General features: G+C 58.0%; 20 protein-coding genes. 13 read left to right on the top strand and 7 right to left on the bottom strand.

All coding sequences use genetic code 11. The annotated features are described in order from the left end of the window. Positions 1-105: 105 nt before the first annotated feature. Complete coding sequence (locus tag OA90_RS13155; protein ID WP_244274611.1) at positions 106-621, top strand: DUF2155 domain-containing protein; 516 nt, start codon at positions 106-108, stop codon at positions 619-621. A 459-nt stretch (positions 622-1,080) separates the two neighbouring features. Here OA90_RS13155 and OA90_RS13150 read toward each other — a convergent pair whose 3' ends face one another. Beyond that, entirely contained in the window at positions 1,081-1,749 is a 669-nt protein-coding gene (locus OA90_RS13150; protein ID WP_068412066.1) for an alpha/beta hydrolase, read from the bottom strand. A gap of 298 nt (positions 1,750-2,047) precedes the next feature. Between OA90_RS13150 and OA90_RS13145 the strand changes: the two genes are divergently transcribed. The 8 genes from OA90_RS13145 to tenA all read left to right on the top strand — a co-directional run bounded on the left by OA90_RS13145 (position 2,048) and on the right by tenA (position 9,924). Continuing rightward, the gene (locus tag OA90_RS13145; RefSeq protein WP_068412063.1) at positions 2,048-3,217 is read left to right on the top strand and encodes a cysteine desulfurase family protein; all 1,170 of its coding nucleotides are present in this window, start codon (positions 2,048-2,050) and stop codon (positions 3,215-3,217) included. A 111-nt stretch (positions 3,218-3,328) separates the two neighbouring features. Then, the gene (gene sufB / locus OA90_RS13140; RefSeq protein ID WP_068412060.1) at positions 3,329-4,801 is read left to right on the top strand and encodes a Fe-S cluster assembly protein SufB; all 1,473 of its coding nucleotides are present in this window, start codon (positions 3,329-3,331) and stop codon (positions 4,799-4,801) included. Between the two features lie 64 nt (positions 4,802-4,865). Beyond that, on the top strand, positions 4,866-5,621 hold the full coding sequence (gene sufC / locus OA90_RS13135) for a Fe-S cluster assembly ATPase SufC (RefSeq protein ID WP_068412057.1): 756 nt from the start codon (positions 4,866-4,868) through the stop codon (positions 5,619-5,621). Between the two features lie 14 nt (positions 5,622-5,635). Further along, positions 5,636-6,955, top strand: a complete 1,320-nt coding sequence (gene sufD / locus OA90_RS13130; protein ID WP_068412054.1) for a Fe-S cluster assembly protein SufD — start codon at positions 5,636-5,638, stop codon at positions 6,953-6,955. Positions 6,956-7,103: 148 nt separating this feature from the next. Next, positions 7,104-8,360 carry a cysteine desulfurase gene (locus OA90_RS13125; RefSeq protein WP_068412051.1) on the top strand — a complete coding sequence of 419 codons (1,257 nt, stop codon included), beginning with the start codon at positions 7,104-7,106 and terminating at the stop codon, positions 8,358-8,360. 13 nt (positions 8,361-8,373) lie between these two features. Further along, complete coding sequence (locus OA90_RS13120) at positions 8,374-8,769, top strand: SUF system Fe-S cluster assembly protein (RefSeq protein ID WP_068412048.1); 396 nt, start codon at positions 8,374-8,376, stop codon at positions 8,767-8,769. Between the two features lie 73 nt (positions 8,770-8,842). Further along, positions 8,843-9,220 carry a Fe-S cluster assembly scaffold SufA gene (gene sufA, locus OA90_RS13115; RefSeq protein WP_068412045.1) on the top strand — a complete coding sequence of 126 codons (378 nt, stop codon included), beginning with the start codon at positions 8,843-8,845 and terminating at the stop codon, positions 9,218-9,220. Between the two features lie 41 nt (positions 9,221-9,261). Beyond that, positions 9,262-9,924 carry a thiaminase II gene (tenA, locus tag OA90_RS13110; protein ID WP_068412042.1) on the top strand — a complete coding sequence of 221 codons (663 nt, stop codon included), beginning with the start codon at positions 9,262-9,264 and terminating at the stop codon, positions 9,922-9,924. A gap of 106 nt (positions 9,925-10,030) precedes the next feature. Here the strand turns inward: tenA and OA90_RS13105 are convergent, their stop codons facing one another. The 4 genes from OA90_RS13105 to parE form a co-directional block, all read right to left on the bottom strand. After that, the gene (locus OA90_RS13105) at positions 10,031-11,092 is read right to left on the bottom strand and encodes a GGDEF domain-containing protein (RefSeq protein ID WP_068412039.1); all 1,062 of its coding nucleotides are present in this window, start codon (positions 11,090-11,092) and stop codon (positions 10,031-10,033) included. Between the two features lie 121 nt (positions 11,093-11,213). After that, the gene (locus OA90_RS13100) at positions 11,214-12,668 is read right to left on the bottom strand and encodes a DEAD/DEAH box helicase (protein ID WP_068412036.1); all 1,455 of its coding nucleotides are present in this window, start codon (positions 12,666-12,668) and stop codon (positions 11,214-11,216) included. 344 nt (positions 12,669-13,012) lie between these two features. Beyond that, positions 13,013-13,744, bottom strand: a complete 732-nt coding sequence (locus OA90_RS13095; protein ID WP_156510480.1) for a sulfotransferase family 2 domain-containing protein — start codon at positions 13,742-13,744, stop codon at positions 13,013-13,015. 104 nt (positions 13,745-13,848) lie between these two features. Continuing rightward, positions 13,849-15,894, bottom strand: a complete 2,046-nt coding sequence (gene parE / locus OA90_RS13090; protein WP_068412030.1) for a DNA topoisomerase IV subunit B — start codon at positions 15,892-15,894, stop codon at positions 13,849-13,851. Positions 15,895-16,602: 708 nt separating this feature from the next. On the opposite strand from parE, the gene OA90_RS13085 reads away from it, so the two are divergent. Then, positions 16,603-17,445, top strand: coding sequence for a tetratricopeptide repeat protein (locus OA90_RS13085; RefSeq protein ID WP_208986114.1), 843 nt, complete (start codon positions 16,603-16,605; stop codon positions 17,443-17,445). 590 nt (positions 17,446-18,035) lie between these two features. Here OA90_RS13085 and xth read toward each other — a convergent pair. Then, a complete protein-coding gene (gene xth / locus OA90_RS13080) occupies positions 18,036-18,818 on the bottom strand; it encodes an exodeoxyribonuclease III (protein WP_068412368.1) in 783 nt (260 codons plus the stop codon). Between the two features lie 65 nt (positions 18,819-18,883). After that, positions 18,884-19,225, bottom strand: a complete 342-nt coding sequence (gene erpA, locus OA90_RS13075) for an iron-sulfur cluster insertion protein ErpA (RefSeq protein WP_068412027.1) — start codon at positions 19,223-19,225, stop codon at positions 18,884-18,886. Positions 19,226-19,378: 153 nt separating this feature from the next. Between erpA and OA90_RS13070 the strand changes: the two genes are divergently transcribed. The 3 genes from OA90_RS13070 to OA90_RS13060 all read left to right on the top strand — a co-directional run bounded on the left by OA90_RS13070 (position 19,379) and on the right by OA90_RS13060 (position 24,985). Continuing rightward, the gene (locus tag OA90_RS13070) at positions 19,379-20,596 is read left to right on the top strand and encodes a deoxyguanosinetriphosphate triphosphohydrolase (RefSeq protein WP_068412024.1); all 1,218 of its coding nucleotides are present in this window, start codon (positions 19,379-19,381) and stop codon (positions 20,594-20,596) included. Between the two features lie 102 nt (positions 20,597-20,698). Continuing rightward, positions 20,699-22,468: an arginine--tRNA ligase gene (gene argS, locus OA90_RS13065; RefSeq protein ID WP_068412022.1), complete on the top strand. Its 1,770-nt coding sequence runs from the start codon at positions 20,699-20,701 to the stop codon at positions 22,466-22,468. A 111-nt stretch (positions 22,469-22,579) separates the two neighbouring features. Beyond that, the gene (locus tag OA90_RS13060) at positions 22,580-24,985 is read left to right on the top strand and encodes an SPOR domain-containing protein (RefSeq protein ID WP_199823696.1); all 2,406 of its coding nucleotides are present in this window, start codon (positions 22,580-22,582) and stop codon (positions 24,983-24,985) included. Positions 24,986-25,007 lie beyond the last annotated feature (22 nt).

Below are 25,007 nucleotides of genomic sequence, written 5' to 3'. Positions count from 1 at the left end.
TTTTCCGGGCCGCATTTCGGTGCTAGCGGGAACTTCGATGTGCTCTGGCGGCATCGAATCTGTATGAGGTTGATGGCTGACTTGTGTGAGACAATGAAAGCGGCAATGCGCATTCTGAAGAGGCTGGGTTTCGCGGCGGCTGCCGTGATGACGGTGACCGCGACCGCATATGCGGAAAAAATCGAAAATCCCGTTGCCGTCTTTTCCGGTCTCGACAAGATCACCGGCCGCATCATTTCCTTTGATGTCTATATCGGTGAAACGGTCCAGTTCGGTGCTCTGCAGGTGACGCCGCGGGTCTGCCACACGCGTCCCCAAACCGAATCTCCACTGACGACCGGCTTTGTTCAGGTAGACGAAATCACGCTTAACAATGAAGTCCGGCGCATCTTTTCCGGCTGGATGTATGCTGCGAGCCCGGGGCTTCATGCGGTGGAACATCCCGTCTACGACATCTGGCTGACCAACTGCAAACTCGCCTCAACCGTACCGCCGCCGGAAGACTACAGTGGTCCGCCGATCAAGGGTGTTGTCGCGGAAGGGGAAGATCCACTGGCTGGTCCGGACGACGGGATCAACAGCGGGCCCGGGATACCCAGAGCGAAGCCCTTCCAGGGTTAGAGCGGCAGATCTGAACGGTTTCTGCATTCATTTAAGGATGGAAAGTTCCGAGCCTGCCACCATTTCTAGGACCAGAAAAAGCCCGCCTAAAAAGCGGGCTCAGACTTTTGATAAAGTCCATCTCTCTCGGTCGTCATCAACTCTGTTGAGTGAACTGAAACGCTGAGTGCCGTCCTCGGCTGTCACCCCGCCAAGCGCAGTGCTGAGCCGGGGCCTACTCGTTCGCAGAGGCTCTGCTGGGGGTCTCCAGGGCCGCTTCACACACAGCCCCCGGGACAGACAATACGGCGCGCAGGCCCGAAGCAGGTAGCGACCGCCGATGAACAATCGAAGTTACTTCAGCAAGCGGCACTGCGAGTGCGCCCCGGGTCTCCGCTTCGCTGCGCCCGGGAAGACGAACCAAACGCATATTTTCGGTCTGAAGCCCGCTGAAACAGCGGGCTTGGCGGTCTTGGGAAATCAGTCGATGTTCAGGTAATCCGCCGGGGTCAAGCCGAGCCGCCCATCGACATAGGTTCCGCAACGCTCCATCAGGTCATCCAGATCGTTCTCAAAGAAGTGGTTTGCGCCGGGGATAGTCTCGTGATCGATCACGATACCCTTTTGCGTCTTCAGCTTGTCGACCAGTGTCTGGACATCCTTCTGCGGCACAACCTTGTCGTTGTCGCCGTGGATGATCAGGCCGGAGGACGGGCAGGGGGCCAGGAAGGAGAAATCATGCAGATTCGCCGGCGGGGCTACCGAAATGAAGCCTTCCACTTCCGGGCGGCGCATGAGCAGCTGCATGCCGATCCAGGCACCGAAGGAAAATCCGGCGATCCAGCAGGCGCGCGCGTCCGTGTGAACGGTCTGTACCCAGTCGAGAGCGGCAGCCGCATCTGACAATTCGCCCTGACCGTGATCGAAAGTTCCCTGGGAACGGCCGACACCGCGGAAATTGAAACGCAAAACGGCAAACCCGCGCCGGGCGAACATGTAGTACATCTGATAAACAATCTGGTTGTTCATCGTGCCGCCGAACTGGGGATGCAGGTGCAGAACCAGGGCGATAGGGGCGTTGCGTTTCTTAGCAGGATGGAACCGGCCCTCGAGCCGGCCGGCGGGACCGTTGAAGATCACTTCGGGCATGAAGCGTTATGTCCTTGTCAAATTATCGCGTCGGGTTTCCGGCGCTGGATTTTCAGAGTCTTGTTACGTGATTTCCCGTAAGACTAAACTTGACTCTTTGGTTCCGAGTTTCTAGAACCTTGTTTAGAATTATTCGAAAGTTCGCGCCGCCAACTCAGTTGCAGACGACACTCGGTTCGACCGGTTGGGGGCTGTTATCGTCATCACAGCGAAAAATTTCAAGTTTTTCGAACATGTGTCTGATGTATAAGCGAATTTTTGACCCTAACCTAGCACCGTTCCAGGCTTAAAAGGTGTCATGCAGCGCCGTTTCGATCCGATCTACCTCGACTACAACGCGGGCGCACCCCTGCGAACCGCTGCGCGTGACATGATGATTGAGGCGCTTGGTGACCCCGGAAATGCCTCTTCCGTGCATGGCGACGGCCGCAAGGCACGGGGCAGAATCGAAGCCGCGAGAGAGAAGGTCGCACGTCTGTGCGGCGCCGGCAGCAGGGCGGTCACATTTGTTTCGGGCGGCACAGAAGCGAACATGACCGTATTGTCTCCCGTTTGGCAGGACAGGGGCGCGCCTGTTTATCTCGACAAGCTTTTTCTCAGTGCCGTCGAACATCCTTCGGTTATGACCGGAGGACGGTTCCCGACTGCCGACCACGTCGTGGTTCCCGTCGCTGCGGACGGCCGCCTTCAGCTCGAGGCACTGGAAGACGCCGTGAAGGATGCAAATCCCGGGCTGATCTCGGTCATGGCCGCCAACAACGAGACCGGCGTACTTCAGCCGCTTGCGGAAATTGGGGCGCTTGCCGAGAAGTACGGCCATTTCTTTCATGTCGATGCGGTTCAGGCCGCAGGCAGGATGAAGATCGATATGGCGGCCTGGAAGGCGGACGCCATCTCCTTGTCGGCCCACAAATTCGGCGGGCCCCAGGGCATCGGAGCTGTTGTGGTCAGGTCGACTGCGCGGGTCCCGTCTGCCCTCATGGTCGGCGGCGGACAGGAAAACTGGCGGCGGGGCGGTACGGAAAATGTCGCGGCCATCGCCGGATTTGGCGCCGCGGCGGAGGCCGCTCTTGACGAACTGTCACACACACGCCATCTCGCAGAGATGAAAGCCAGGCTCGAGACCGGATTGCGAAGTGTTTGTCCGGCAACGGTCATCTTCGGCGAAGCTGCGGATCGCCTGGAAAATACAAGCTGTTTCGCTGTATCCGGTGTTCCGGCGGAAACTGCGCTGATCTCTTTCGATCTCGACAACGTATCCCTTTCGTCAGGGTCCGCATGTTCTTCGGGAAAAGTGTCCGTGTCGCATGTTCTGACGGCAATGGGGATCGAGGAAGACCTTGCTCGCTGTGCGCTTCGCCTAAGCATGGGGTGGAACACGTCAGGGGCCGAGATCGACAGGGTACTGGATCTCTGGCCGCGCATTGTCGAGCGGCTCAATCCGCAGGCGCTCCACAGGGCGGCCTGAAAAACGAAATTCGGCGGTGGTCCCGCCGGTGGAAGAACAGCAGATGAATGTCACGACATCTGCGTGAATGTTTGAGTTGCGGGCAAGGCGCCCGCTGAATGGAGGCAAGGTATGCCAGCTGTACAGGAAACCATCGACAGGGTTAAAGCCATCGATGTCGACCAGTATAAATACGGCTTCGTCACGGATATCGATTCCGAACGAGGCGCCAAGGGGCTCTCCGAAGAGACCGTCCGTTTTCTGTCAGCCAAGAAGAACGAACCGGAATGGATGACCGAGTGGCGTCTGGATGCTCTGCGCCGTTTCAAGCAGATGGAAGAGCCGGACTGGGCCCGCGTTTCCTATCCGAAAATCGATTTTGACGCGCTTTACTACTGGGCGTCACCGAAGTCCGTCGAAGGCCCGAAAAGCCTCGATGAGGTCGATCCGGAGCTTCTGGCGACTTATGAGAAACTCGGTATTCCGCTTCGCGAGCAGGAAATCCTCGCGGGTGTGGAGCCGAAGAACCGCGTCGCGGTCGATGCGGTGTTCGATTCCGTGTCCGTGGTGACCACCTTCAAGGAAGAACTCAAGAAGGCAGGCGTCATTTTCTGTTCCATCTCCGAGGCCTTGCGCGAGTATCCGGACCTGGTGAAGAAATATCTGGGCTCGGTTGTTCCGGTCACGGACAACTATTATGCGACCCTGAACTCGGCCGTCTTCTCCGACGGTTCGTTCGTCTATGTTCCCGAGGGAGTGCGCTGCCCGATGGAATTGTCGACCTACTTCCGCATCAATGAACAGAATACCGGCCAGTTCGAACGTACGCTGATCATCGCGGAAAAGGGCGCATACGTGTCCTACCTGGAAGGCTGCACGGCACCGCAGCGCGATGAAAATCAGCTCCACGCCGCAGTGGTCGAACTTGTCGCCCTCGACGATGCCGAAATCAAGTATTCCACCGTCCAGAACTGGTTCCCGGGCGACAAGGAAGGCAAGGGCGGCATCTACAACTTCGTCACCAAGCGGGGCGACTGCCGCGGCAAGAATTCCAAGATCTCCTGGACCCAGGTGGAAACCGGTTCTGCGATCACCTGGAAATACCCGTCCTGCATCTTGCGCGGCGAGAATTCCCGTGGCGAATTCTATTCGATCGCGGTGGCCAACGGCTATCAGCAGATCGACAGCGGCACGAAGATGATCCACCTCGGCAAGAACTCCTCCAGCCGGATCATTTCCAAGGGCATATCCGCCGGAAAATCGCAGAACACCTATCGCGGTCTGGTTTCGGCACACCGCAAGGCGTCGAACGCGCGTAACTTCACCCAGTGCGACTCTCTGCTGATCGGGCAGGATTGCGGCGCCCATACGGTGCCTTACATCGAGAGCAAGAACGCATCTGCCCAGTTCGAACACGAGGCGACCACCTCGAAGATATCGGACGACCAGATGTTCTACTGCCTGCAGCGTGGACTGACCGAGGAAGAAGCCGTGGCGCTGATCGTCAACGGTTTCGTCAAGGACGTTATCCAGCAGTTGCCGATGGAATTCGCCGTCGAAGCTCAGAAGCTGATCTCGATCAGCCTGGAAGGATCCGTCGGGTAGTGCCCGGCTAACGAAGACAAGATTTGGCTCGAACGGGCCCGTTGATTTTACAAGGAATGTCTCAATGCTTGAGATCAAGAACCTGCACGCCCGCATCGCGGAAGACGAAACCGAGATCCTGCGCGGCGTCAATCTGACCGTCAAGGCGGGCGAAGTGCATGCCATCATGGGGCCGAACGGTTCCGGCAAGTCGACCCTGTCCTATGTTCTCGCCGGCAAGGACGATTACGAGATCACCGAGGGTGAAGTGCTCTTCGACGGTCAGAACATGCTTGACATGTCGCCGGACGAGCGCGCAGCAGCGGGCATGTTCCTGGCGTTTCAGTATCCGATCGAGATCCCCGGTGTCGCCACCATGGAATTCCTGAAAACGGCCATGAACGCGCAGCGCAAGGCGCGCGGTGAAGCCCAGCTCTCCATTCCCGACTTCATGAAACGGGTCAAGGAAGCGGCAGGCCATCTCAACGTGTCCATGGACATGCTGAAGCGGCCGCTCAATGTCGGCTTTTCCGGCGGCGAGAAGAAGCGCGCCGAAATTCTGCAGATGTCATTGCTGGAGCCGAAACTCTGCGTGCTCGACGAAACAGATTCCGGTCTCGACATCGATGCGCTGCGCATCGTCTCTGACGGTGTCAACAAGCTGCGCGGTCCGGACCGGGCCATGGTGGTCATCACCCACTATCAGCGTCTGCTGGATCACATCGTGCCCGATGTCGTGCATGTCCTGTCGAAGGGCAGGATCGTCAAGACCGGCGACAAGGATCTGGCGCTCGAGCTGGAAAAGAACGGTTACGCCGACTACGTCGACGCCGCGGCTTGAGGGAGCAACGCGATATGAATGCAAGCGTCCCAATCAAGCACACGCAGGCTGAGAGCGATCTGATCGACCGTTTCGAGGCCGCCAAGGGTGTCCTGACCGGTTCTGTGGCCGTTACGGCCCTCAGGGAAGCCGCTGTCAGCCAGATCCGCGACAAGGGTCTGCCGCACCGGCGTGTCGAGGAATATAAATACACCGACCTGCGCGCCTTCATGAAGTCGGCTGCTCCGCTGGCAGCCGCTGCCGATGAAAGCGCGGTCAAGACCGTTCTGGGCAGTCAGGACGCCTTTGAAGGCCTGGAGCGTTTCCGGATCGTCGTCGCCAATGGCACCTTTGTTCCCGGGCTTTCCGATATCGAGGCGCTCGCAGGCGAAGGCGTGATCGTTACCAGTCTGACCGACGAACTTGCCTGTGCACATGGTGCGCAGCTTCTTGCCTCGCCGAAATCCGCGGCAAATGACGGCATCCTGGCGCTCAACACCGCATTCGTTCAGGGCGGGGTTGTCGTGACGGTGAAAGAGGGCGCTGAAATCTCCAGGCCAGTTGAACTGGTGCACGTTGCGGCTTCTGCCGGCGCGCAGGTCAGCCGCAGCAAGATCAGCGTCGCAAAGGGCGCGAAGCTGCGCCTTTTGGAGACTTTCGTCGGCGAAACCGGCGACGGCGAAAGCAACACGGTGTTCGATTACGATGTTGCCGACACAGCCTCGCTTGTGGCGACACGGTTGATCGTCGGGCAGTCGGATGCCGCCAGGCTGTTCACCTCAATTGCCACGGTCGGCGCGCAAGCCGAGTTCAAATCGCTCGGATTTATTGCCGGCCCGCGGTTCATACGTAACCAGCAGTTCATCAATTTCGCGGGCGAGAATTCCAATGCCGGCATTTACGGTGTCACCATGGCACGCGATGAGGATCTGGCGGACCAGACACTGATCGTCGACCATGCGGTAGCTCACTGCAACAGCCGTGAATTCTTCAAGACGGTTCTCGATGGCCGTGCGAAGGGGGTCTACCAGGGCCGCATCAACGTTGCCCAGCATGCCCAGAAAACCGACGGCGAAATGATGACCCAGGCGCTGCTTCTCTCCGAAGACGCGGAAATGGCCAACAAGCCGGAGCTTGAAATCTTCGCGGACGACGTCATTTGCGCGCATGGCGCAACCAGCGGTCAGATTGACGAGGATCTGCTGTTCTACCTCCGCGCCCGCGGCATACCTGAAGACGAGGCCAGAACGCTTCTCGTGCTCGCCTTCCTTGCCGAAGCTATCGAGGAATATGGCGAAGACGATGTGACCGAGGGTCTGGAAGCGCGGGTGCGCGACTGGCTCGCCGGCCACTAAAGGTATCGATCCCGGGTCGGGGACAAGGCGTCCGGAGTTTCATCCGGATGTCCTTCCCGGAAGTTGGGACCGGAAACGATCGAAGCGGACGCCGTGGCGGTTCACGGCGTTGCCAACAGGGTGATCTGGAAACAAGGAGCAGCGGCTTATGTCGGTTGCAACCGCTCACGCGACCTCCCGGGCACCGGGTTACGATGTCGAAACGATCCGCAAGGATTTTCCGATCCTGGCACGCGAAGTCTATGGCAAGCCGCTGGTCTATCTCGACAACGGGGCCTCGGCGCAAAAACCGCAGGCCGTTATCGATGCGGTCACAAAGGCTTATTCGCATGAATATGCCAATGTGCACCGGGGCCTGCACTATCTGTCCAACACAGCAACGGACAATTACGAAGCCGCTCGCGAGAAGGTTCGCCGGTTCCTCAATGCTCGTTCCGTTGACGAGGTCGTCTTCACCAGGTCGACGACGGAAGCGATCAACCTTGTCTCCTATGGTCTCGGGCCGGACTATTTCGCAGATGGCGGAGAGATCGTTCTTTCCATCATGGAGCATCATTCGAACATCGTACCCTGGCATTTCCATCGCGAGCGCCATGGCGCAAAGCTGAAATGGGTCTATGTGCGCGAAGACGGATCGTTCGATCTGGACGCCTTCGCGGATGCGCTCAGCGACAAAACCCGACTGGTGGCGATCACACATATGTCCAACGTGCTGGGCACCGTGGTTCCGGTCAAGGAAGTCTGCCGCATCGCACATGAACGTGGCATCCCGGTCCTGGTCGACGGCAGTCAGTCGGCTGTACATTTACCGGTCGATGTGCAGGAAATCGATTGCGACTACTACGTTTTCACCGGCCACAAGGTCTATGGCCCCTCCGGGATTGGCGTGCTTTGGGGCAAGCCCGACAGGTTGAAGGCAATGCGTCCGTTCAATGGCGGCGGTGAAATGATCCTTGATGTCATGGAAGACATGATCACCTATAATGATCCTCCGCATCGCTTCGAAGCGGGAACTCCGCCGATCGTCCAGGCGATCGGGTTGGGAGCGGCCCTGGACTATATGGATGCGCTCGGCCGGGAGAATATCGCCCGTCATGAGGCGGATCTGAAGGACTATGCACATCAGAAACTGGGGGAAATCAACTCCCTCAGGATCTTCGGCGATGCGCCTGGAAAGGGAGCGATAGTCTCTTTCGAAATTGAGGGGGCTCATGCCCATGATGTGGCGACGATCATCGACAGGGCAGGGGTTGCGGTTCGTGCCGGAACCCATTGCGCTCAGCCACTCTTGGCAAGATACGGTGTGACCTCTACATGTCGGGCAAGCTTCGGGCTTTATAACACTCGTGCCGAGGTCGATACGCTTTACGAGGCGCTTCTCAAGGCGCAGAGTTTTTTCGGGTAAGGACGGACCCAGGATGGAAAACGCTACCACGATTGATACGGCCGCGACTGGCGAAGAGCTGCAGACAGAAGTCTCGGCCAAAAGCGCCATTCCCGCCGATGAACTCGACAGGCTTACAGGCGATATCGTTGGCGCTCTCAAGTCGGTCTACGATCCGGAAATTCCGTGCGATATCTATGAGCTCGGTCTGATCTACAAGGTCGACATCGAGGATGACCGGTCGATCAATATCGACATGACGCTGACCGCTCCGGGATGCCCGGTCGCCGGTGAAATGCCGGGGTGGGTGGAAAATGCCGTCTCGGCCGTCGCCGGTGTCGGTCCCGTCAACGTCGATATGGTCTTCGATCCGCCATGGACGCCGGACAGGATGTCCGACGAAGCCAAGGTTGCACTCAACTGGTATTGAATTGGGAAGCTTTTATCCGATAAGCTGATACCCTATATCAGGTTTTGGTACCCCGGAACTGAATGAGGACGAAATGGCTTCCGCCGGAAAATTCCAGGTTATGACCCTGACCGACGCCGCCGCCGGGCGCGTGACGGAACTCGTCGAGAATTCCGGCGGCAAGGCGATTGGCCTGCGTGTCGGGATCAAGACCGGGGGCTGCGCCGGGATGGAATACACGATGAATCTGGTGGAGGACGCGAAACCGGGGGACGACGTGATTGAGGACAAGGGCGCAAAACTGTTTGTGGATCCGTCCGCTGTGCTTTTCCTTCTCGGAACCGAGATGGACTTCGAAATCACCAAGTTCCGGTCGGGATTTGTATTCAAGAACCCGAATGAAGTGTCCGCATGTGGTTGCGGCGAATCCGTGTCGCTTCAGGCCGCTGACCTGAGTGCCGCCGCCCGCTGAGCACTGCTCAACAATCCACCATTCCACCTCGATGGATCCTCATGACATTGTTTGAACGGCTCAAGGCCGATGCGGCGCCGCAATGGGCCGCCTATACGAACCATGATTTCGTAAAACAGCTCGGTAACGCCTCCCTGCCGCAGGATTGCTTCCGGCATTATCTCGTGCAGGACTACCTGTTTCTCATCCAGTTTGCGCGCGCATATGCGCTCGGCGTTTACAAGAGCCCGACGCTTGACGACATGCGCCAGTCGCTGGAAGGCGTGAAGGCAATTCTGGACATGGAGCTGGATCTGCACGTCGGTTTGTGCGGAAGTTGGGGAATGTCCAGGGCCGACATCGAAAAGGCACCCGAAGACACACCGACAATGGCGTACACGAGGTTCGTGCTGGATGCGGGCATGAGTGGCGATCTTCTCGACCTGCAGGCGGCTCTTGCGCCTTGCGTCATCGGTTATGCGGAGATCGGGGCACGCCTTCGCGGGGAGGGCGCGGATCATGCGGAAAACCCTTATCGCCTGTGGATCGGGGAATATGCCGGCGACGCCTACCAGGGTCTCGCCAGAGAGTTCACAAACTGGCTGGACCGGACAGCGGATCAGGTGTTGACTGAAAACCGCTATCCTCGCGTTTTGTCGATATTCGAAAAAGCCTGTCGGCTGGAAAGCGATTTCTGGCAGATGGGTCTCGACGTCCGTCGTTGAACACCGACAGGACTATCACGACAGTCTGACCGCGCAGATTGTACAAAGACAAAAGCGTCGTGAAGCTGTTGGCTGCTTGAAAATTCGCTTGATCGGCGAACGGACTTCAGGCCACATCCACCTGATCTACAGAAACTGTGAGGTCTTTTTCGCTCCTCACCAGATTGCGGCCGGCGTTTTTGGCTGCATAAAGCGCTTCGTCCGCTCGCGAAACGATAGAGTGAACGTTGTCTGTGTCCTGGTAGGTGGAAATGCCGACGGAAATGGAGACCCGGCCGAGATTTTCTCCGGTCGACCGCTTTACGAGTTCCTTTGACATCACCGCCACGCGAATGCGCTCACTGATTTCAATGGCCGCATCCAGGTGTTCATGCGGAAGAATGATCGCGAATTCCTCGCCGCCATAGCGGCAGGCGATATCCTTGGCCTTGATATTCTGTTTCACGGCAAGCGCAACGAGACGCAGCACCTGATCACCTGTCTGGTGGCCGTAGGTATCGTTGAAATTCTTGAAGTGATCGATATCTGTCATCAGCAACGCAAAACCGTTCTCGCCCGTTTGGGCCAGTTCGATGGCCCGCTCTATCGAGTTCTCGAAATGTTTGCGATTGCTCAGTGTCGTCAGTTCGTCCGTCAGCGATTCATATCGGATCGCTTCAAGGGAGGACTGGAGGTTCTCGATATGCTTCTTGGATTCCAGCAGCTGGCTTTCAAGCTTGCGGTTGGAAACGACAGCGCTCTGGGTCGATTTCACCAGATGCGTTACGTAATTCTGGAGTTTCTTGGGGTCGTCGACCGACTTGATCTTTTCGCTGGCCTGTTCCAGCGCAACCCCATAGTCGGAGGTTGCATCCGCGCTCAATTTGAGCGAATCCACCAGCTCCTCGACCTCTCTGGAAACCTTGGTCCCGACTTCGTCCAGCCTGTCACCCAGACGAATGGGAGACAGAAACCGTCCGTAAAGAGTCAGCATTTCATCCGTGCTGACTCGTCCGTTGGCCTTGATGGATTCATTGATGGCCCGGTTCAATCCCTGATTGTATCCGGCAGAATAAGTGTACCACAGCTCATAGCAACGCGGATAAGCTGGCAGCATATTCTTCTTTATGTAATTGAGCGCGGACGCACCGTACCCGATGGTCCGTTGGTGGTCGTCTGAATCCGGCATCAAATTACTCTCGCCTAAGTCCCGCGAACCGCCCCACACGGCCGCAAGAACCAAGGCTCAGACTCTGACGTAAGGTTTAAGGACCCGTTAAATCCGAAGAGAAACCTGTAGGTATTTTTGGCTATGATGCTTTTTTAGGCCGAGGTTCACGCAACAGAAATGCGGGAATGTGAACACCTGGGCTGAAGGCCGGTTCAAGCTTTTCGTTTCTTGATTTCCTGCTACCCGCGGGTTCCGAAATGCTGGGCACCGGAATGGGAGCCAGAGCTGCCTGCGGCTCTTCGGTGGTGCTTGCGGCTGCAGCAGCAGGTTGCCGGGTTTTGGACTGCGAGCGCTTACGGCTTGCCGCCGGTGCCTTTTCAGCCTCGTTGTCGTTGCTCGACTTGACATCCTTGGTGGACTTTCCGCCTCTTCGCCGGGCCTTGCGTTCCTTGGCCGCGGTTTCAAAGTCGATAGGCTCCCCCACCCATTCGGGTGCTTTTTCGATAAGCGTTTCGATGGCGGCCAGGTATTTATGGTCGTCTTCGGTCACCAGCGTGTAGGCGGTGCCTTTCCGGCCTGCACGGGCAGTCCGGCCGATCCTGTGAACATAGTCTTCGGCATTGATCGGGACGTCGTAATTGAAGACGTGGCTGACTTCGGGAATGTCCAGACCGCGAGCGGCGACATCGCTGGCAACGAGGATCTTGATATTTCCCTTTCGGAAATTGTCCAGCATCGTCATACGGGTGCGTTGGTCCATGTCACCGTGAAGGGTGCCGACATTGTACTCATGACGCTCCAGTGAGCGGAACAGCGTCGTCACATCCCGTTTGCGGTTACAGAAGATGATGGCGTTCTGCAGGTCTTCTGCGCCTTCGAGCAGTTCGCGCAGAGCTGCGCGCTTGTCGAAATCCTTCGATCCGGAAGCTTTGAGCAACTGGGTCACATTGTCGGACGTCGAGGACGTGCGAGCGACTTCAATCCGCGCGGGATTCTGCAGGAAAGCTTCTGTGAGTCTCTGGATCTCCGGAGGCATGGTCGCCGAGAAAAACAAGGTCTGGCGCGTGAACGGGATCAACTTGCAGATGCGCTCGATGTCCGGAATGAAACCCATGTCAAGCATGCGGTCGGCTTCATCGATGACAAGGATTTCAACACCTTGCAGCAGCAGTTTTCCGCGCTCGACATGATCGAGCAGGCGACCCGGTGTCGCAATGAGCACATCCGTGCCGCGGTCCAGCTTTTTGTCCTGTTCGGAAAACGAGACACCGCCTATGAGCAGGGCCACATTGAGCTTGTGGTTGGTGCCGTACTTCTCGAAGTTTTCCTCAACCTGCGCTGCGAGTTCGCGCGTGGGTTCGAGGATGAGCGTGCGCGGCATACGCGCACGTGCCCTGCCTTTTTCAAGAAGCGTCAGCATCGGCAGCGTGAAGCTCGCGGTTTTCCCGGTGCCGGTCTGTGCGATGCCGAGCACGTCGCGCCGTTCCAGGACCAGCGGGATTGCACCCGCCTGGATTGCCGTGGGTTCTTTATAACCTGCTGCTTCAACTGCAGCGAGGACCTTCTCGCTAAGACCGAGAGTATCAAATGCCATGGAGCGCTTTGCCCGGATGTTATTTCGGATGACGTGGTTCAATTTGGCGGCACCGTGTCTGCTACGGCGGCCAACGTGCGCACCCTACATCCATGCGCACGGGTGTCAATGCGTTGAAGAGGTAAAATGTAAAGAAAAGCGAGTATTTCCGGGCAACTTTTGCCATCTCAGTTAATACAGGGACGTGAAGCTCATGAAATGGGCAGCGAAGTTCCATAGGCGTTACATAAACCTCGTCCGGGAACAACCGCTTCAAATTTCGATGCAGCGGTAATGTAGCGGCAGTCGAATTCAACGAAATAATTGAAATCTGAAGATTATACCGGAAATTTGGTTCAGCTGGACTACGCTGGAACTGCGGCCTGTGCGTTGAACAATTCGTAGTCGGCTTTGTATCGCCGCCTCAGTTTATAACACAGGTCCTCGTCCTCGAATGATCGCAGAGTGTCCGGCGAGACATAATCCAGCGCCCGGTAGGTGAACGACGGGGAGGGCCGGAATTTCTGGGATGCTGCTGTGAGGAACCTTTCCAGAGAGTGTTCGAAATGCTCCAGAAGCAGAATGAGATCCGCGGTAAGCACGCCCTTGTATGTCAGTGCCGCCGTCTGGCTGCGAAAAAGGTTGTCCGCCTCAAGGTCCGAGATTGAGGCCACATGCGAGACGAAATCCTGTGGCGACATCGACTTGTCGAAATAGCTTTCCTGATAATACGAAGGCAGCGGCAGATCGTTCACAATGATCTTGTCGTAACAATAGGCGAGCCGATGCATCGGATCCTGTACCCAGGCGACGATCTTCATGTCCGGGTGGCGCCGTTTCAGTTCCCGTGCCGTGAGCAGTTCAACGTTGCCATGAAACAGGGACCGGTCCGAGATCTCCATCGCATTGGCGGACCGGTCCGCGAACGTGCCGCAGAAGCCGGTGCCGGCCAGGTGGTGGAGAACGGGGGCAAGCGCATGAAATGCTGGCTCCGCGATCCGGGCAAATGCAATGTCATGATCGGGAAAGGCCAGATACACGTGATTACGCAGCGGACGGCGGCGTTTGTCGAAAATTGTATACACCCGGTCTAACATAATACTGGTCCGGCAGACATTCCTGGGAGCGGAGCCGAGGATAAAACGCTCCAAATAGCGCTCCAGGGACTAAAACTTTAAAAACAGGTTACCCGGTCTTGCTCCTAGATATCAAGGTCGTTCGCAAATTCCGCATTTTCCTGGATAAACTGGAAACGGGCTTCAGGTTTGTTGCCCATGAGCCGTTCGACCGTGTCTTCGGTTGCCTCCGCCGACAGTTCCTCGACGGCGACTTTAAGCATCGACCTTTTCGAAGGATCCATGGTCGTTTCCTTCAACTGGGAAGGGAGCATTTCGCCGAGGCCCTTGAAGCGGCCGATTTCGACCTTTGACTTGCCTTTGAAAACGGTTGCCATCAACTCGTCTTTATGGGCGTCGTCGCGCGCATAAAGTGTTTTCCCGCCCTGGCTGAGCCGGTAAAGTGGCGGAACTGCGAGATAAAGATGTCCGCCGTGGATGAGTTCGGGCATCTCGCGGTAGAAAAACGTAATCAGAAGCGATGCGATATGCGCGCCATCGACATCGGCATCGGTCATGATGACGATTTTCTCATAGCGCAGATCCGGTTCCCTGTATTGGGAGCGGGTGCCGCATCCCAGGGCCTGAATGAGATCGGAAAGCTGCTGGTTGGCGACAACCTTATCGCGGCCCGCATTGGCAACATTGAGGATCTTGCCGCGCAGGGGAAGGATCGCCTGATTGGAACGGTTGCGTGCCTGTTTGGCTGAACCGCCCGCAGAATCTCCTTCGACGACGAAGAGTTCCGTACCCTCGGCCTGATTGGCGGAGCAATCGGCAAGTTTGCCGGGAAGGCGCAGCTTGCGGACGGCGGTCTTGCGCGCGACGTCCTTTTCCTGCCTGCGCCGGAGCCGGTCCTCGGCGCGGTCGATCACCCATTCCAGGATCTTGTTGGCCTGGTTTGGAGACGCGGTAAGCCAGTGATCGAACGCGTCACGGACGGCGGCTTCGGCAATCTTTGTGGCTTCGTTCGTCGCGAGCCTGTCTTTGGTCTGGCCAACGAATTCCGGTTCCCGGATGAAGACGGACAACATGCCGCCGGCCGAGGTCATGACATCGTCACCGGTGATGATGGCTGCCTTCTTGTTGTTGGTCAGCTCACCATAGGCCTTGAGACCGCGCAGCAACGCATAGCGGAAGCCGGCTTCATGGGTACCGCCTTCCGGTGTCGGTACCGTGTTGCAGTAGGAATTGACGAAACCGTCGCCAGCGAACCAGCTCACTGCCCACTCGACCGACCCGTGCTTGCCTGTCTTGTCGGTGCGTCCGGCAAAAATCTCTTCAACGACACGGCGTTCCTTGGTTAGTCTTTCCGCCAGGAAGTCCTTCAGCCCGCCGGGAAAATGGAATACGGCTTCCGCGGGTGTTTCGTCCTTGTCCCTCAGAAGTTCGGGCGCGCAATGCCAGCGGATTTCAACCCCGCCGAAAAGATAGGCCTTGGAACGGGCCATCTTGAGAAGCCGGGCCGGCTGGAACTTTGCGCCCTTGCCGAAGATCTGTTCATCCGGCTTGAAGCGCACCTGCGTGCCGCGGCGGTTCTGAGTTTCGCCGGCGAATTCCAGCGGACCCTGCGAGTGACCGCGGCGGAACGTCTGGCGGTAGAGCTTGCGGCTTCGCGCGACCTCGACAACGAGTTCCTCCGACAGGGCGTTCACCACGGAAATGCCCACGCCGTGCAGACCTCCGGATGTTTCATAGACCTTGCTGTCGAACTTACCGCCCGCATGCAGTGTGGTCATGATGACTTCGAGAGCCGATTTGTCCTTGAACTTCGGATGAGGGTCGACCGGAATGCCCCGCCCGTTGTCGGTGACGGCAAGATATCCGTCGGCGGACAAGGTCACGTCAATCCAGGTCGCATGGCCGGCGACGGCCTCGTCCATGGAGTTGTCTATGACTTCCGCGAACAGGTGATGCAGCGACTTTTCATCGGTGCCGCCAATGTACATGCCGGGTCGGCGGCGCACGGGTTCCAGTCCTTCGAGAACCTCGATATCGGCAGCCGAATATTCATCGGGCACGGGAACCGCTGCGACCGGACGCGGTTTTTGCGGCGCAGGGGCGGGATCGTCTGCCGTCATAGGGGCTGAAACCGCTGCGTTGCCTGCAAATAGATCGTCTTTCGCGCTCATTCCGTTTCCCTGATGGGTCCTTGACCATGATTTACCAGCTTCGGCGCCGTTACCTACACCGAATCGGTCCCCAGTTTGAAGGACAAAGATAGAACGGCAAAGGGTTTTGGCTCGAAGCCCCCGTTTTCAACAGCGGGACAGGTAAAATTGGCTCCGGAAACATATCGTCAACCCGATAGTGATCTAATAGCCGGTGCCTTGGAGGGGACGCAAGTGCGGAAAATGTGCCTATTCCGCAACACTTGCCGACAGAGTTATTCGGGAGGACCGCGAATGATCGAGCTGCCAACGTTCGGCCATGTTTGGCCGTCACCCGTTGGGATATGGTTTCATCCACTGCCGGTTCAACCTTCCGGTTCAAACCCCAGGCTGGGGTGAGATGTATCAACAAATGGTCTTATTTGGGCGCGTTACGGCCCAATTAAGGTCGAAATGATTGGCCACTTTAGTTCAAGCGGCTTTCGTGTTTGCTGACAGGGAAGCAACAGGTGAACGGCCGGAAGTGTCGGAGCCTCCAGCGCTCAGCTGAAGAGGATGCGGCAGGACACAGCAAAATGGGAAACCCGTGCGAGCAAGGCTCGGCGTGGTGTTAGAGACTTGAAAATGCGCTTGGCGCGGACAAAAAACGAGATCGGAAAGATCGTCCGCCGGATTGATATGATTTGGCCGGCGGGTAATAGTGTGACCGGAATGCGAAACAACAGATCAATGCGTCAACGTCTTGGCAGGGCCGGACTTGCACTCGGCCTGGTGGCGGTGATGACAGCGACCGGACCGGCTTTGGCATTCGACGGTCAACCGGCGTCCACCAGGGCGATTGGGCCGGATGATCTTTCGCCGATGGAAGCTCTTCGGGCGGGCGCCCGCCAATATTATTCCGGCGACAAGGCCGCTGCGCTCGGTTCGCTGCAATATGCCGCGGAAAACGGTCAGCCCATGGCGGCGTGGAAGCTTGGCGAGATGTATGCCAAGGGCGACGGCGTTCAGGAAGACGACCTGAAGGCGTTTCAGTATTACAGCCAGATTGTGCGCGAGCATGGTGAGGACCGGCCGGATGCGCCGGATGCTCCCTTCGTGTCCAGCGCCTTTGTGGCGCTCGGGTCCTATTATCTGAACGGCATAGAAGGCGCCGTGCCGAAAAACGAACCTCGTGCCAGACAGATATTTACCCACGCGGCTTCCTATTTCGGCGATGCGGACGCGCAATACGAACTTGGCAGGATGTACCAGAATTCCAACAGCCGCATGGCTGTCCGCTGGTATAATCTGGCGGCCTTGAAGGGACATGTCGGTGCGCAGGCAAGGCTCGGCGAAACGCTTTATTCTATCGGATCGTCCGAGAAGAAAAAGGCTCGCGGACTCATGTGGATGACAGTGGCGCGGGATCAGGCATCCGGTTCTGATGCGAGCTGGGTCAACTCGTTGCACGAACAGTATTTTGCCGTGTCGCCGGAGCCGGTCAGGCAGATGGCCCGTTCTCTTGCCGATGGCTGGCTACAGCAGAACCGTCCGGACATTTTGACGGCGCAGCAGGTTCCCCTGCCGCAATAAGGCGCGGATATCCGTCTGTAACGAAGTTGGTCAGGCGGCTGCAGGCAGGTCCCTGCTATCAGGAAATTGCATTTTTCAAGATGCCCGGCCCGGATCGGCTGGAAGCAGCTTTTCGGTTCCCGGTTTGCTGTCCGGTTGTAGCCGGGTCAAGGGGCAGGGGGCATTGCTGAATTGCCAGGACGTATTGTTCAGAACCATGGCGCATGTTGCCATGCGTGACCCGTCCGAGCCATTGAGACAGATCGATTCCCCCAGGCTGTAGTCATGACCCTGGTATCTGCACGTACAGGAAACACTCTGTGCATTGGCAAAGGTGCTGCCGAAAGCAGTGAAAACAACCAGCAAAGCCAAAAAAATCGCCGGTCGCGGAGCAAAGCATAGCTGCCGAGCCCGTTCACGCAGGGCAGGGAAGGCGTGTCCACGGTCAGCCAATGCGGACGGAGTGAGGCTTTGCGTTATCCCATAGTCCTTAAAGCTTACCATGGAAGCGGGAGACTGCAAGCCCGGGACCAGCGCACACCAAAGCGCCGCTGTGTTACGAAGTACAGCTCCGGAAGCAAGAAAGCCGACGATATTGCATCCGAAAGCCGTCAGGCGGCGAGCTGCACCCAGACCGGAACATGGTCGGAGGGCTTTTCCCAGCCGCGCACATGCTTGTCGATTCCGCATCCCGTCATCCGGTCGGTTGCCTGGGCCGACATGAGGATATGGTCAATGCGAATACCGTTGTTTTTCTGCCAGGCACCTGCCTGATAATCCCAGAAAGTGTAGATACCGTCCGCTTCGCTGCATGAGCGGACAGCTTCGGTCAGACCGAGATGCGTCAGGGCCCGGAACCTGCGGCGACTCTCCGGTTGAAAGAGCGCATCGCCAATCCAGTTTTCGGAATTTTTCGCGTCGATGGGATCGGGAATGACATTATAATCGCCAAGAAGCAGGAAAGGTGTTTCTTCCGCCAGTCGCTTTTCCGCATGTGCGATCAGGCGATCCATCCATGCCAATTTGTAAGGAAATTTTTCTGTTTCGACCGGGTTGCCGTTGGGAAGATAGAGGCAGCCGATGCGGATGGCTCCGTTGGACGTGGAAACGCCAGCTTCGATATAGCGGGCCTGTTCGTCGCTTTCATTGCCGGGAAGTCCGCGCTGTACGTCTTCTAGCGGCGACTTCGACAGAAGCGCGACACCGTTAAACCCCTTTTGGCCGTGGGTTTCGAGATTATACCCGAGATCCTCGAAAGGCTGACGGGGAAAATTCTCATCGATCGACTTGATTTCCTGCAGGCAGGCGACGTCCGGTGACGTCTCCTTGAGCCACGCGATGACCGTATCGATCCGGGCCTTGACGCCGTTGATGTTCCAGGTCGCGATTTTCATGGGCCGGTTGCCTTGATTGTTAAAAAGCCGGGACAGACGGCCCGTTGGATCTTCCGGGTTTCCGGTCAGATCGTAAAGCTGGTTCCGCAACCGCAGCCGGCGGTCGCGTTCGGGTTGTTGATCTGGAAGGACTGGCCGATCAGATCATCGACAAAATCGATCTCCGACCCGGCCATATATTGCAGTGAAATGGAATCGATCAGCACGGTTGCGCCCAGCTTTTCAAGCACAAGGTCGTCATCCTCGCTGCCGTCGACGACGTCGTACTTATATTGCAGTCCGGAACAGCCGCCACCTTCCACGCTCACGCGGAGCATGCTGCCCGCCGGTTCTTTCGACAATATTGCCGCGATCCGCTTGGCAGCGCGCTCGCTGACTGTTACTCGATTTTCAAGTGTTTCGGTCATGGTCCGCCGACTCGCTGTGCTCTTGCCCACTCGCAGAGCTTTTAACCTGATTTCTAAGGTTTAAGTATGGTTTGATGCAGCTCCCGTCAATGAGCGGCATGGGATGGACCGAAGTTAGGCACGGCACACACCGTGAGCAAAGGCTGGAAGCAGATGACAGCGGAAATAGGCTTTGGGGCGCAGTCCCGCGCTGTATACGCGGAAAACCCGGTAAACAGCCGGGGCCGACTGTTCCCGGAACAGGAAAGCCCGACCCGGACACCTTTTCAGCGTGATCGAGACCGTATCATTCATTCTTCCGCTTTCCGGCGGCTGAAGCACAAGACCCAGGTGTTCGTCTATCACGAGGGCGATCATTTCCGCACCCGGCTGACCCACACGATCGAGGTGTCGCAGATCGCCCGGTCACTGGCGCGGGCATTGCGCCTCGATGAGGATCTCGCAGAAAGTCTGGCCCTCGCACATGACCTGGGGCATACGCCCTTTGGTCATGAGGGGGAGGACGTCCTGCATGAAGCCATGGCACCCTTCAGAGGGTTCGATCACAACGCCCAGTCTCTGCGGGTGGTGACCCATCTGGAACAGCGCTATGCGGAATTTGACGGTTTGAATCTTGCCTGGGAAACTCTGGAAGGTCTCGTGAAGCACAATGGGCCCCTTGTCGGACCCGGCGGAAACCCGCTCGGAAAATTCAAGGGCGGCGAACTGCCGTTCGCCATCAGGGAATACGCCGAACATCAGGATCTTTTGTTAAACACGTGGCCGGGTGGAGAAGCACAGGCGGCGGCGATCGCCGACGACATCGCCTATGACGCCCATGATCTGGATGACGGCCTGCGCGCCGGACTGTTCGCCATCGACGACATGCGCAGCGTTCCGTTTCTGGCGGATATTCTCGCCGAGGTGGATGGCAAGTATCCCGGCCTGGAGGAAAGCCGGCGTATCCATGAAATCGTGCGCCGGTCCATCACCCGCATGGTGGAGGACGTGATCCATGAGGCGGTCCGCAACATCTCCGAGGTTGATCCCAGAAGTCCCGAGGACATTCGCTTGGCGGGCCATTGTCTGGTCGGCTTTTCCGAACAGATGACGGCCGCAGAAAAGGAGGTGAAACGATTTCTTTTCGCCCGGGTGTACCGTCACCACGATGTCCTTGCAGTCCGCAAGCTCGTTGCCCGTGTCGTCAAGGACCTGTTCAGCGGGTTCCTCGCGGATCCGGAGTTGATGCCGTCCCCCTGGAACGAGGGGTTGCATTCGTTGAGCGAAACCGACATTGCCAGGCGGGTCTGTGATTATATTGCCGGAATGACGGACCGCTACGCGATAGAAGAACATCGCAGATTGTTTGACGACACCCCCGATTTGGGGTAGGCGCTGGAACGAATTTACGGCCAGCCCCGTGACGCCGAAGCCTTTGGCCTTCGCTGCGCGCGGGGACTTTGTGTTCAAAAGATAAAAAACGATCGGTGTTCAATGAATATCTTCGCGGACTTCACGCAGCGTGTCAAAAAAGCACTCCAGGCAATTGATCTTAAAGATGCAACTGGTGTGGCGCCGGATCTGTCACGCGTCGTTGTCGAAGCTCCGCGCGATCGTGCGCATGGCGACCTTGCCACTAATGCTGCGATGGTGCTTGCCAAACCCCTGGGCATGAAGCCGCGTGATCTGGCGGAAAAGCTCGTCGCGCAACTGAGTCAGGATCCGGAAATTACCGAATTGGCCATCGCCGGGCCGGGTTTCATCAACATGCGGGTCGCACCGCTTGTCTGGCAGCGCATTCTCGGCAGTGTCCTTCAGGACGGAGTGGCCTTCGGATCGGTGCGGCAGTCTCCGGCCCCCAGGGTGAATGTCGAATACGTGTCCGCCAACCCGACGGGGCCGATGCACGTCGGGCACATTCGCGGTGCCGTCGTCGGCGATGCTCTTGCCAATCTGCTGGAATTCTCCGGCAATGAGGTGGTCAAGGAGTATTACATCAATGATGCGGGATCGCAGATTGAGACTCTCGCCCGCAGTGCGTTTCTGCGCTATCGCGAAGCGCTCGGCGACGACATCGGTGCAATTCCCGCCGGGCTGTATCCTGGCGATTATCTCAAGCCGGTCGGAGAGCGCCTCAAGACGGAATTTGGCGCGACCCTGAAGGACAAGGACGAAAGCGAGTGGCTGCCACTCGTGAAGGAAAGGGCCATGTCGGCGATGCTCGACCTGATCCGCGAGGATCTGGCGGCACTCGGCGTCGAACATGAGGTTTTCTTTTCAGAGAAGTCACTTCACGAACGCAACAACAGCAACGGGTCCAAGATCGACCACATGCTGGACGGTCTGCGCGACAAGGACCTGGTCTATCAGGGGACCTTGCCGCCACCGAAGGGCCAGTTGCCGGAAGACTGGGAAGACAGGGAACAGACCCTGTTTCGTGCCAGCAGTTTTGGCGACGACACGGACAGGGCGCTTAAAAAATCCGACGGCTCCTATACCTATTTTGCCGCGGATGTCGCCTACTTTCAGCACAAGTTCGAACGTGGCTTCCAGGAAGTGATCTATGTGCTGGGCGCAGATCACAGCGGTTACGCCAAGCGGCTTCAGGCCGTTGGAAAGGCCATATCGGACGGAAAAACCGAAGTTATCGTGCGGTTCTGCCAGTTGGTGAAACTCATGCGGGACGGCGAACCGGTAAAGATGTCCAAACGCTCGGGTGATTTCGTCACCTTGCGCGAGGTTGTGGACGAAGTCGGTTCCGATCCTGTCCGGTTCATGATGCTTTTCCGCAAGAACGACGCGCCGCTGGATTTCGACTTCAGGAAGGTCACGGAACAATCAAAGGACAATCCGGTCTTTTACGTTCAATATGGCCACGCCCGCTGCTGCTCCGTCCTGCGTCAGGCGGCTGAGGAGTTTGCCGATGTCGCCATGGATGACGCCGTACTCGCGAATGCCGATTTCACCTTGCTGGATGACATCGGTGAGCTGGAGCTGATCGCCAGAATGGCCGAATGGCCGAAAGTGGTGGAAGCGGCGGCCGAAACACATGAGCCGCATAGAATCGCTTTTTATCTGCATGAGCTGGCAAGTTCTCTGCACGGCCACTGGAATAGAGGCAAGGAATTGCCGCATTTACGCTTTATTGACGGCAGTAACGCCAAATTAACCCTGGCACGTGTTGCTTTGGTTCGTGCAATGTCTTTGGTGCTCGCTTCGGGTTTGGCGATTCTTGGCGTCAATGCTCCTGAGGAAATGCGCTAGTTTAAACATATTGCCGGGGCTGACGATACGTCAGGTCAAGGCGATGGAACAGGACCGGTTTTCGTAAGGCTCATGTCAGAAGATTACGAGACAAAACGAACGGATTCGCAGGTGCCCGGTAATACTCGCGGCGATGAGCGCCCGGCTGTGGAAGACCCGCTGGTGGAACTGGCGCGGATTGTCCACAAAAACAAGCAATCGGGCGCTAATGTGAGCGGTCGGGTTGAGAATACCGACTATTTTGCGGGGCTGGACGAAGTCGCGGGGGGACAACCCGTGCAATCAGACGCCGAGCAGGGACGCATCGAGCCGACCTTCGCCGGACCTGCGGCAGCGCAAGAGCAGACCGGTATCGTCGCTGAAGACGTTGTTTTCGAAGAAAATTCAGACGCTGTGCCGTTGGAGCCGGCGAAAATTCACGGGATGAACATTCCCGTAGCCGAAGGCACGCCCACGGACAGACAAGCAGATGTCTCGGCACTCTGGCCGCATCAGCCGGACATCCGGACGGCTGGCGGGGCAAGCTTGCCTGTCGCGGACCAGCCGGCTGAACCGCATGCGCCCGACCCACATTCGTCCGGCCCTTTGAATCCGTATCAGGACTACCGGCAGTCTTCTGCGCCGGTGGAAGTTACGGGTGCCGATGAGCGAAGCGTACTGGCGCCCTCGGTTTCACTGGACCTTGAGCAAAATCTGACAGCGGAACTGGAAGATGAACTGATCGGTGCCTTGCGCCAGTCAGTCGACGAGACGGCAAATGTTTCCGAAGCGGTCGATTTGCCTCGGGACGTGGATCACCATGCTGCGGAACCCGCGACCTACGCAGTCCATTCCGAAACCGGTTACGCGCAGCCGGACTTCAACGAAGGCGTTGAAACCGCACAAAACGCCGAGGCCGGCCAGAGCGAGCAATGGAGCGCTGCACCGTCCGTCGCACCCGCATTCGGAGCCGGTGTGACAGCACATTCTGTCGAAACGGGCAGTGGACCGCAGACCCAGCGTCCGACCATCGACGAAAACGACCTGTTCGCCGCGTTGACTTCAACTCAGGCCGAAACCGGAGTGCAGGAAACCGCGCCGGTTGAACGGAATGATGAAAATCCCGCTGGAATAGACGCTCTGTTTGCCGATCTCGACTTTCCCGATCCGGAGAGCCGGAAACGCGCTCAGCCGGCCCTGGCCGAGCCGGCAGCCGAAGCACATGTATCCGAAGCTGAAATCGATGACATGACCTGGCCGGCGGCCGCGGCTTCCGTGCCGCAGGTCGATGAAGACGAAACGCCGCCCCCGCCGGAAGGATACGACCTGGACGCAGTCGCACGCGCGATGCAGGAAAGCGATCCGAGCCTCAGTGGGGCAGGCGTTCTGCCTCCGCATACGAGCGCCGAAAAGGCCGCCATGCCACATGCCAGGGAAAAGTCTCGGCGTGGCATGTTTGTCGCGGCCGGGATTCTCGGCATCGCGGTTATCGGAGCTGCCGGCTTTTTCCTGAGTGACGGGGACACGGTTCAAGTACCGAGTGGGCCGCCGCCGGTGATAAGCGGTCTGCAGGAACCCTTGAAGATTTACCCGGAAGTGGCTGCTGCAGACACCCGCCAGTCCGGAAAGCTGATCTACGATCGTGTCGAGGGACCAGGCACCTCCGGTCCGGACCGGCTGGTCCTTCCCGACACTCCGGAACCGGCAGAGCTTCCACCGGCACCCGCTGGCGTGAACGGCGATGCGGATCTCGTGCCCGGCTCGCCGAAACGGGTGAGAACTCTTGTCGTTCGGCCGGATGGAACGATAATCTCCGATGGTGACCCTGCAGCGACCACTCAGGCGCCGGCGATATCGGCACCGTCCACACCGTCATCCTCCGACGCAACGGAAACAACCAGGATCGTTGCAACCACTCCCGTGATCTCAGGGGCCGGTCAATCTGCCGCTACAATCGAGCCTGTCGTGTCCCTGGATAATGCCGCCGCCGCACCTCTACCGGCCTCACCGGTGACGCCGGCGATTGTTGCTGTTAGCGAAACAGCAGTTGAAACAGAGGCAAGTGCGCCTGTGGCGGCGGTGCCGACCGTATTGCCAAGGAAGAAACCGAATGCACCGGTTCAGGTGGCGAGTGCACCGCAGGCTGCCGTCGCGCCGGCACCTGCCGCCCCGCAAGACGGACCGCTCAATCTCAGCCAGCAGGCGAGCGCTCCCGCTCCGGCAGCGCAGGCGGTACCGGCTTCGGCGACACCTGCAAGCACGCCGAGCACCTCGGGCAGCATTCCTCCTGGAACCTATATCGTGCAGGTTACATCTCAGCGCACGGCGACAGCCGCCAGCGATGCCTATTCCAGTCTGCAGCGCCGTTTCCCGGCAATTCTGGGAAATCGCCAGGCGGTCGTCGTATCCGCAGACCTTGGCGACAGGGGTGTGTTCTACCGCGCAAGGATCCCGACAGGCTCACGTGATGACGCAAATTCGCTTTGCGAAAGCCTGCAAGCGGCCGGGGGCGACTGTTTCGTCCGCAGACAGCCGTAACAGCATGAAACAGGAACCGGCC

It is taken from the genome of Labrenzia sp. OB1 (genome assembly GCF_001624695.1).
Lineage (GTDB): Bacteria > Pseudomonadota > Alphaproteobacteria > Rhizobiales > Stappiaceae > Roseibium.
The sequence above is the reverse complement of the archived record's forward strand: the minus strand, read 5'-3'. Positions and strand labels throughout refer to the sequence as shown.

What these genes read in the sequence shown, in the direction of transcription:
- OA90_RS13155 (WP_244274611.1), top strand. Translation starts at nt 106, where the DNA reads ATGCGCATTCTGAAGAGGCTGGGTTTCGCGGCGGCTGCCGTGATGACG.
- OA90_RS13150 (WP_068412066.1), bottom strand. Translation starts at nt 1,749, where the DNA reads ATGCCCGAAGTGATCTTCAACGGTCCCGCCGGCCGGCTCGAGGGCCGG.
- OA90_RS13145 (WP_068412063.1), top strand. Translation starts at nt 2,048, where the DNA reads ATGCAGCGCCGTTTCGATCCGATCTACCTCGACTACAACGCGGGCGCA.
- sufB (WP_068412060.1), top strand. Translation starts at nt 3,329, where the DNA reads ATGCCAGCTGTACAGGAAACCATCGACAGGGTTAAAGCCATCGATGTC.
- sufC (WP_068412057.1), top strand. Translation starts at nt 4,866, where the DNA reads ATGCTTGAGATCAAGAACCTGCACGCCCGCATCGCGGAAGACGAAACC.
- sufD (WP_068412054.1), top strand. Translation starts at nt 5,636, where the DNA reads ATGAATGCAAGCGTCCCAATCAAGCACACGCAGGCTGAGAGCGATCTG.
- OA90_RS13125 (WP_068412051.1), top strand. Translation starts at nt 7,104, where the DNA reads ATGTCGGTTGCAACCGCTCACGCGACCTCCCGGGCACCGGGTTACGAT.
- OA90_RS13120 (WP_068412048.1), top strand. Translation starts at nt 8,374, where the DNA reads ATGGAAAACGCTACCACGATTGATACGGCCGCGACTGGCGAAGAGCTG.
- sufA (WP_068412045.1), top strand. Translation starts at nt 8,843, where the DNA reads ATGGCTTCCGCCGGAAAATTCCAGGTTATGACCCTGACCGACGCCGCC.
- tenA (WP_068412042.1), top strand. Translation starts at nt 9,262, where the DNA reads ATGACATTGTTTGAACGGCTCAAGGCCGATGCGGCGCCGCAATGGGCC.
- OA90_RS13105 (WP_068412039.1), bottom strand. Translation starts at nt 11,092, where the DNA reads ATGCCGGATTCAGACGACCACCAACGGACCATCGGGTACGGTGCGTCC.
- OA90_RS13100 (WP_068412036.1), bottom strand. Translation starts at nt 12,668, where the DNA reads ATGGCATTTGATACTCTCGGTCTTAGCGAGAAGGTCCTCGCTGCAGTT.
- OA90_RS13095 (WP_156510480.1), bottom strand. Translation starts at nt 13,744, where the DNA reads ATGTTAGACCGGGTGTATACAATTTTCGACAAACGCCGCCGTCCGCTG.
- parE (WP_068412030.1), bottom strand. Translation starts at nt 15,894, where the DNA reads ATGAGCGCGAAAGACGATCTATTTGCAGGCAACGCAGCGGTTTCAGCC.
- OA90_RS13085 (WP_208986114.1), top strand. Translation starts at nt 16,603, where the DNA reads ATGCGTCAACGTCTTGGCAGGGCCGGACTTGCACTCGGCCTGGTGGCG.
- xth (WP_068412368.1), bottom strand. Translation starts at nt 18,818, where the DNA reads ATGAAAATCGCGACCTGGAACATCAACGGCGTCAAGGCCCGGATCGAT.
- erpA (WP_068412027.1), bottom strand. Translation starts at nt 19,225, where the DNA reads ATGACCGAAACACTTGAAAATCGAGTAACAGTCAGCGAGCGCGCTGCC.
- OA90_RS13070 (WP_068412024.1), top strand. Translation starts at nt 19,379, where the DNA reads ATGACAGCGGAAATAGGCTTTGGGGCGCAGTCCCGCGCTGTATACGCG.
- argS (WP_068412022.1), top strand. Translation starts at nt 20,699, where the DNA reads ATGAATATCTTCGCGGACTTCACGCAGCGTGTCAAAAAAGCACTCCAG.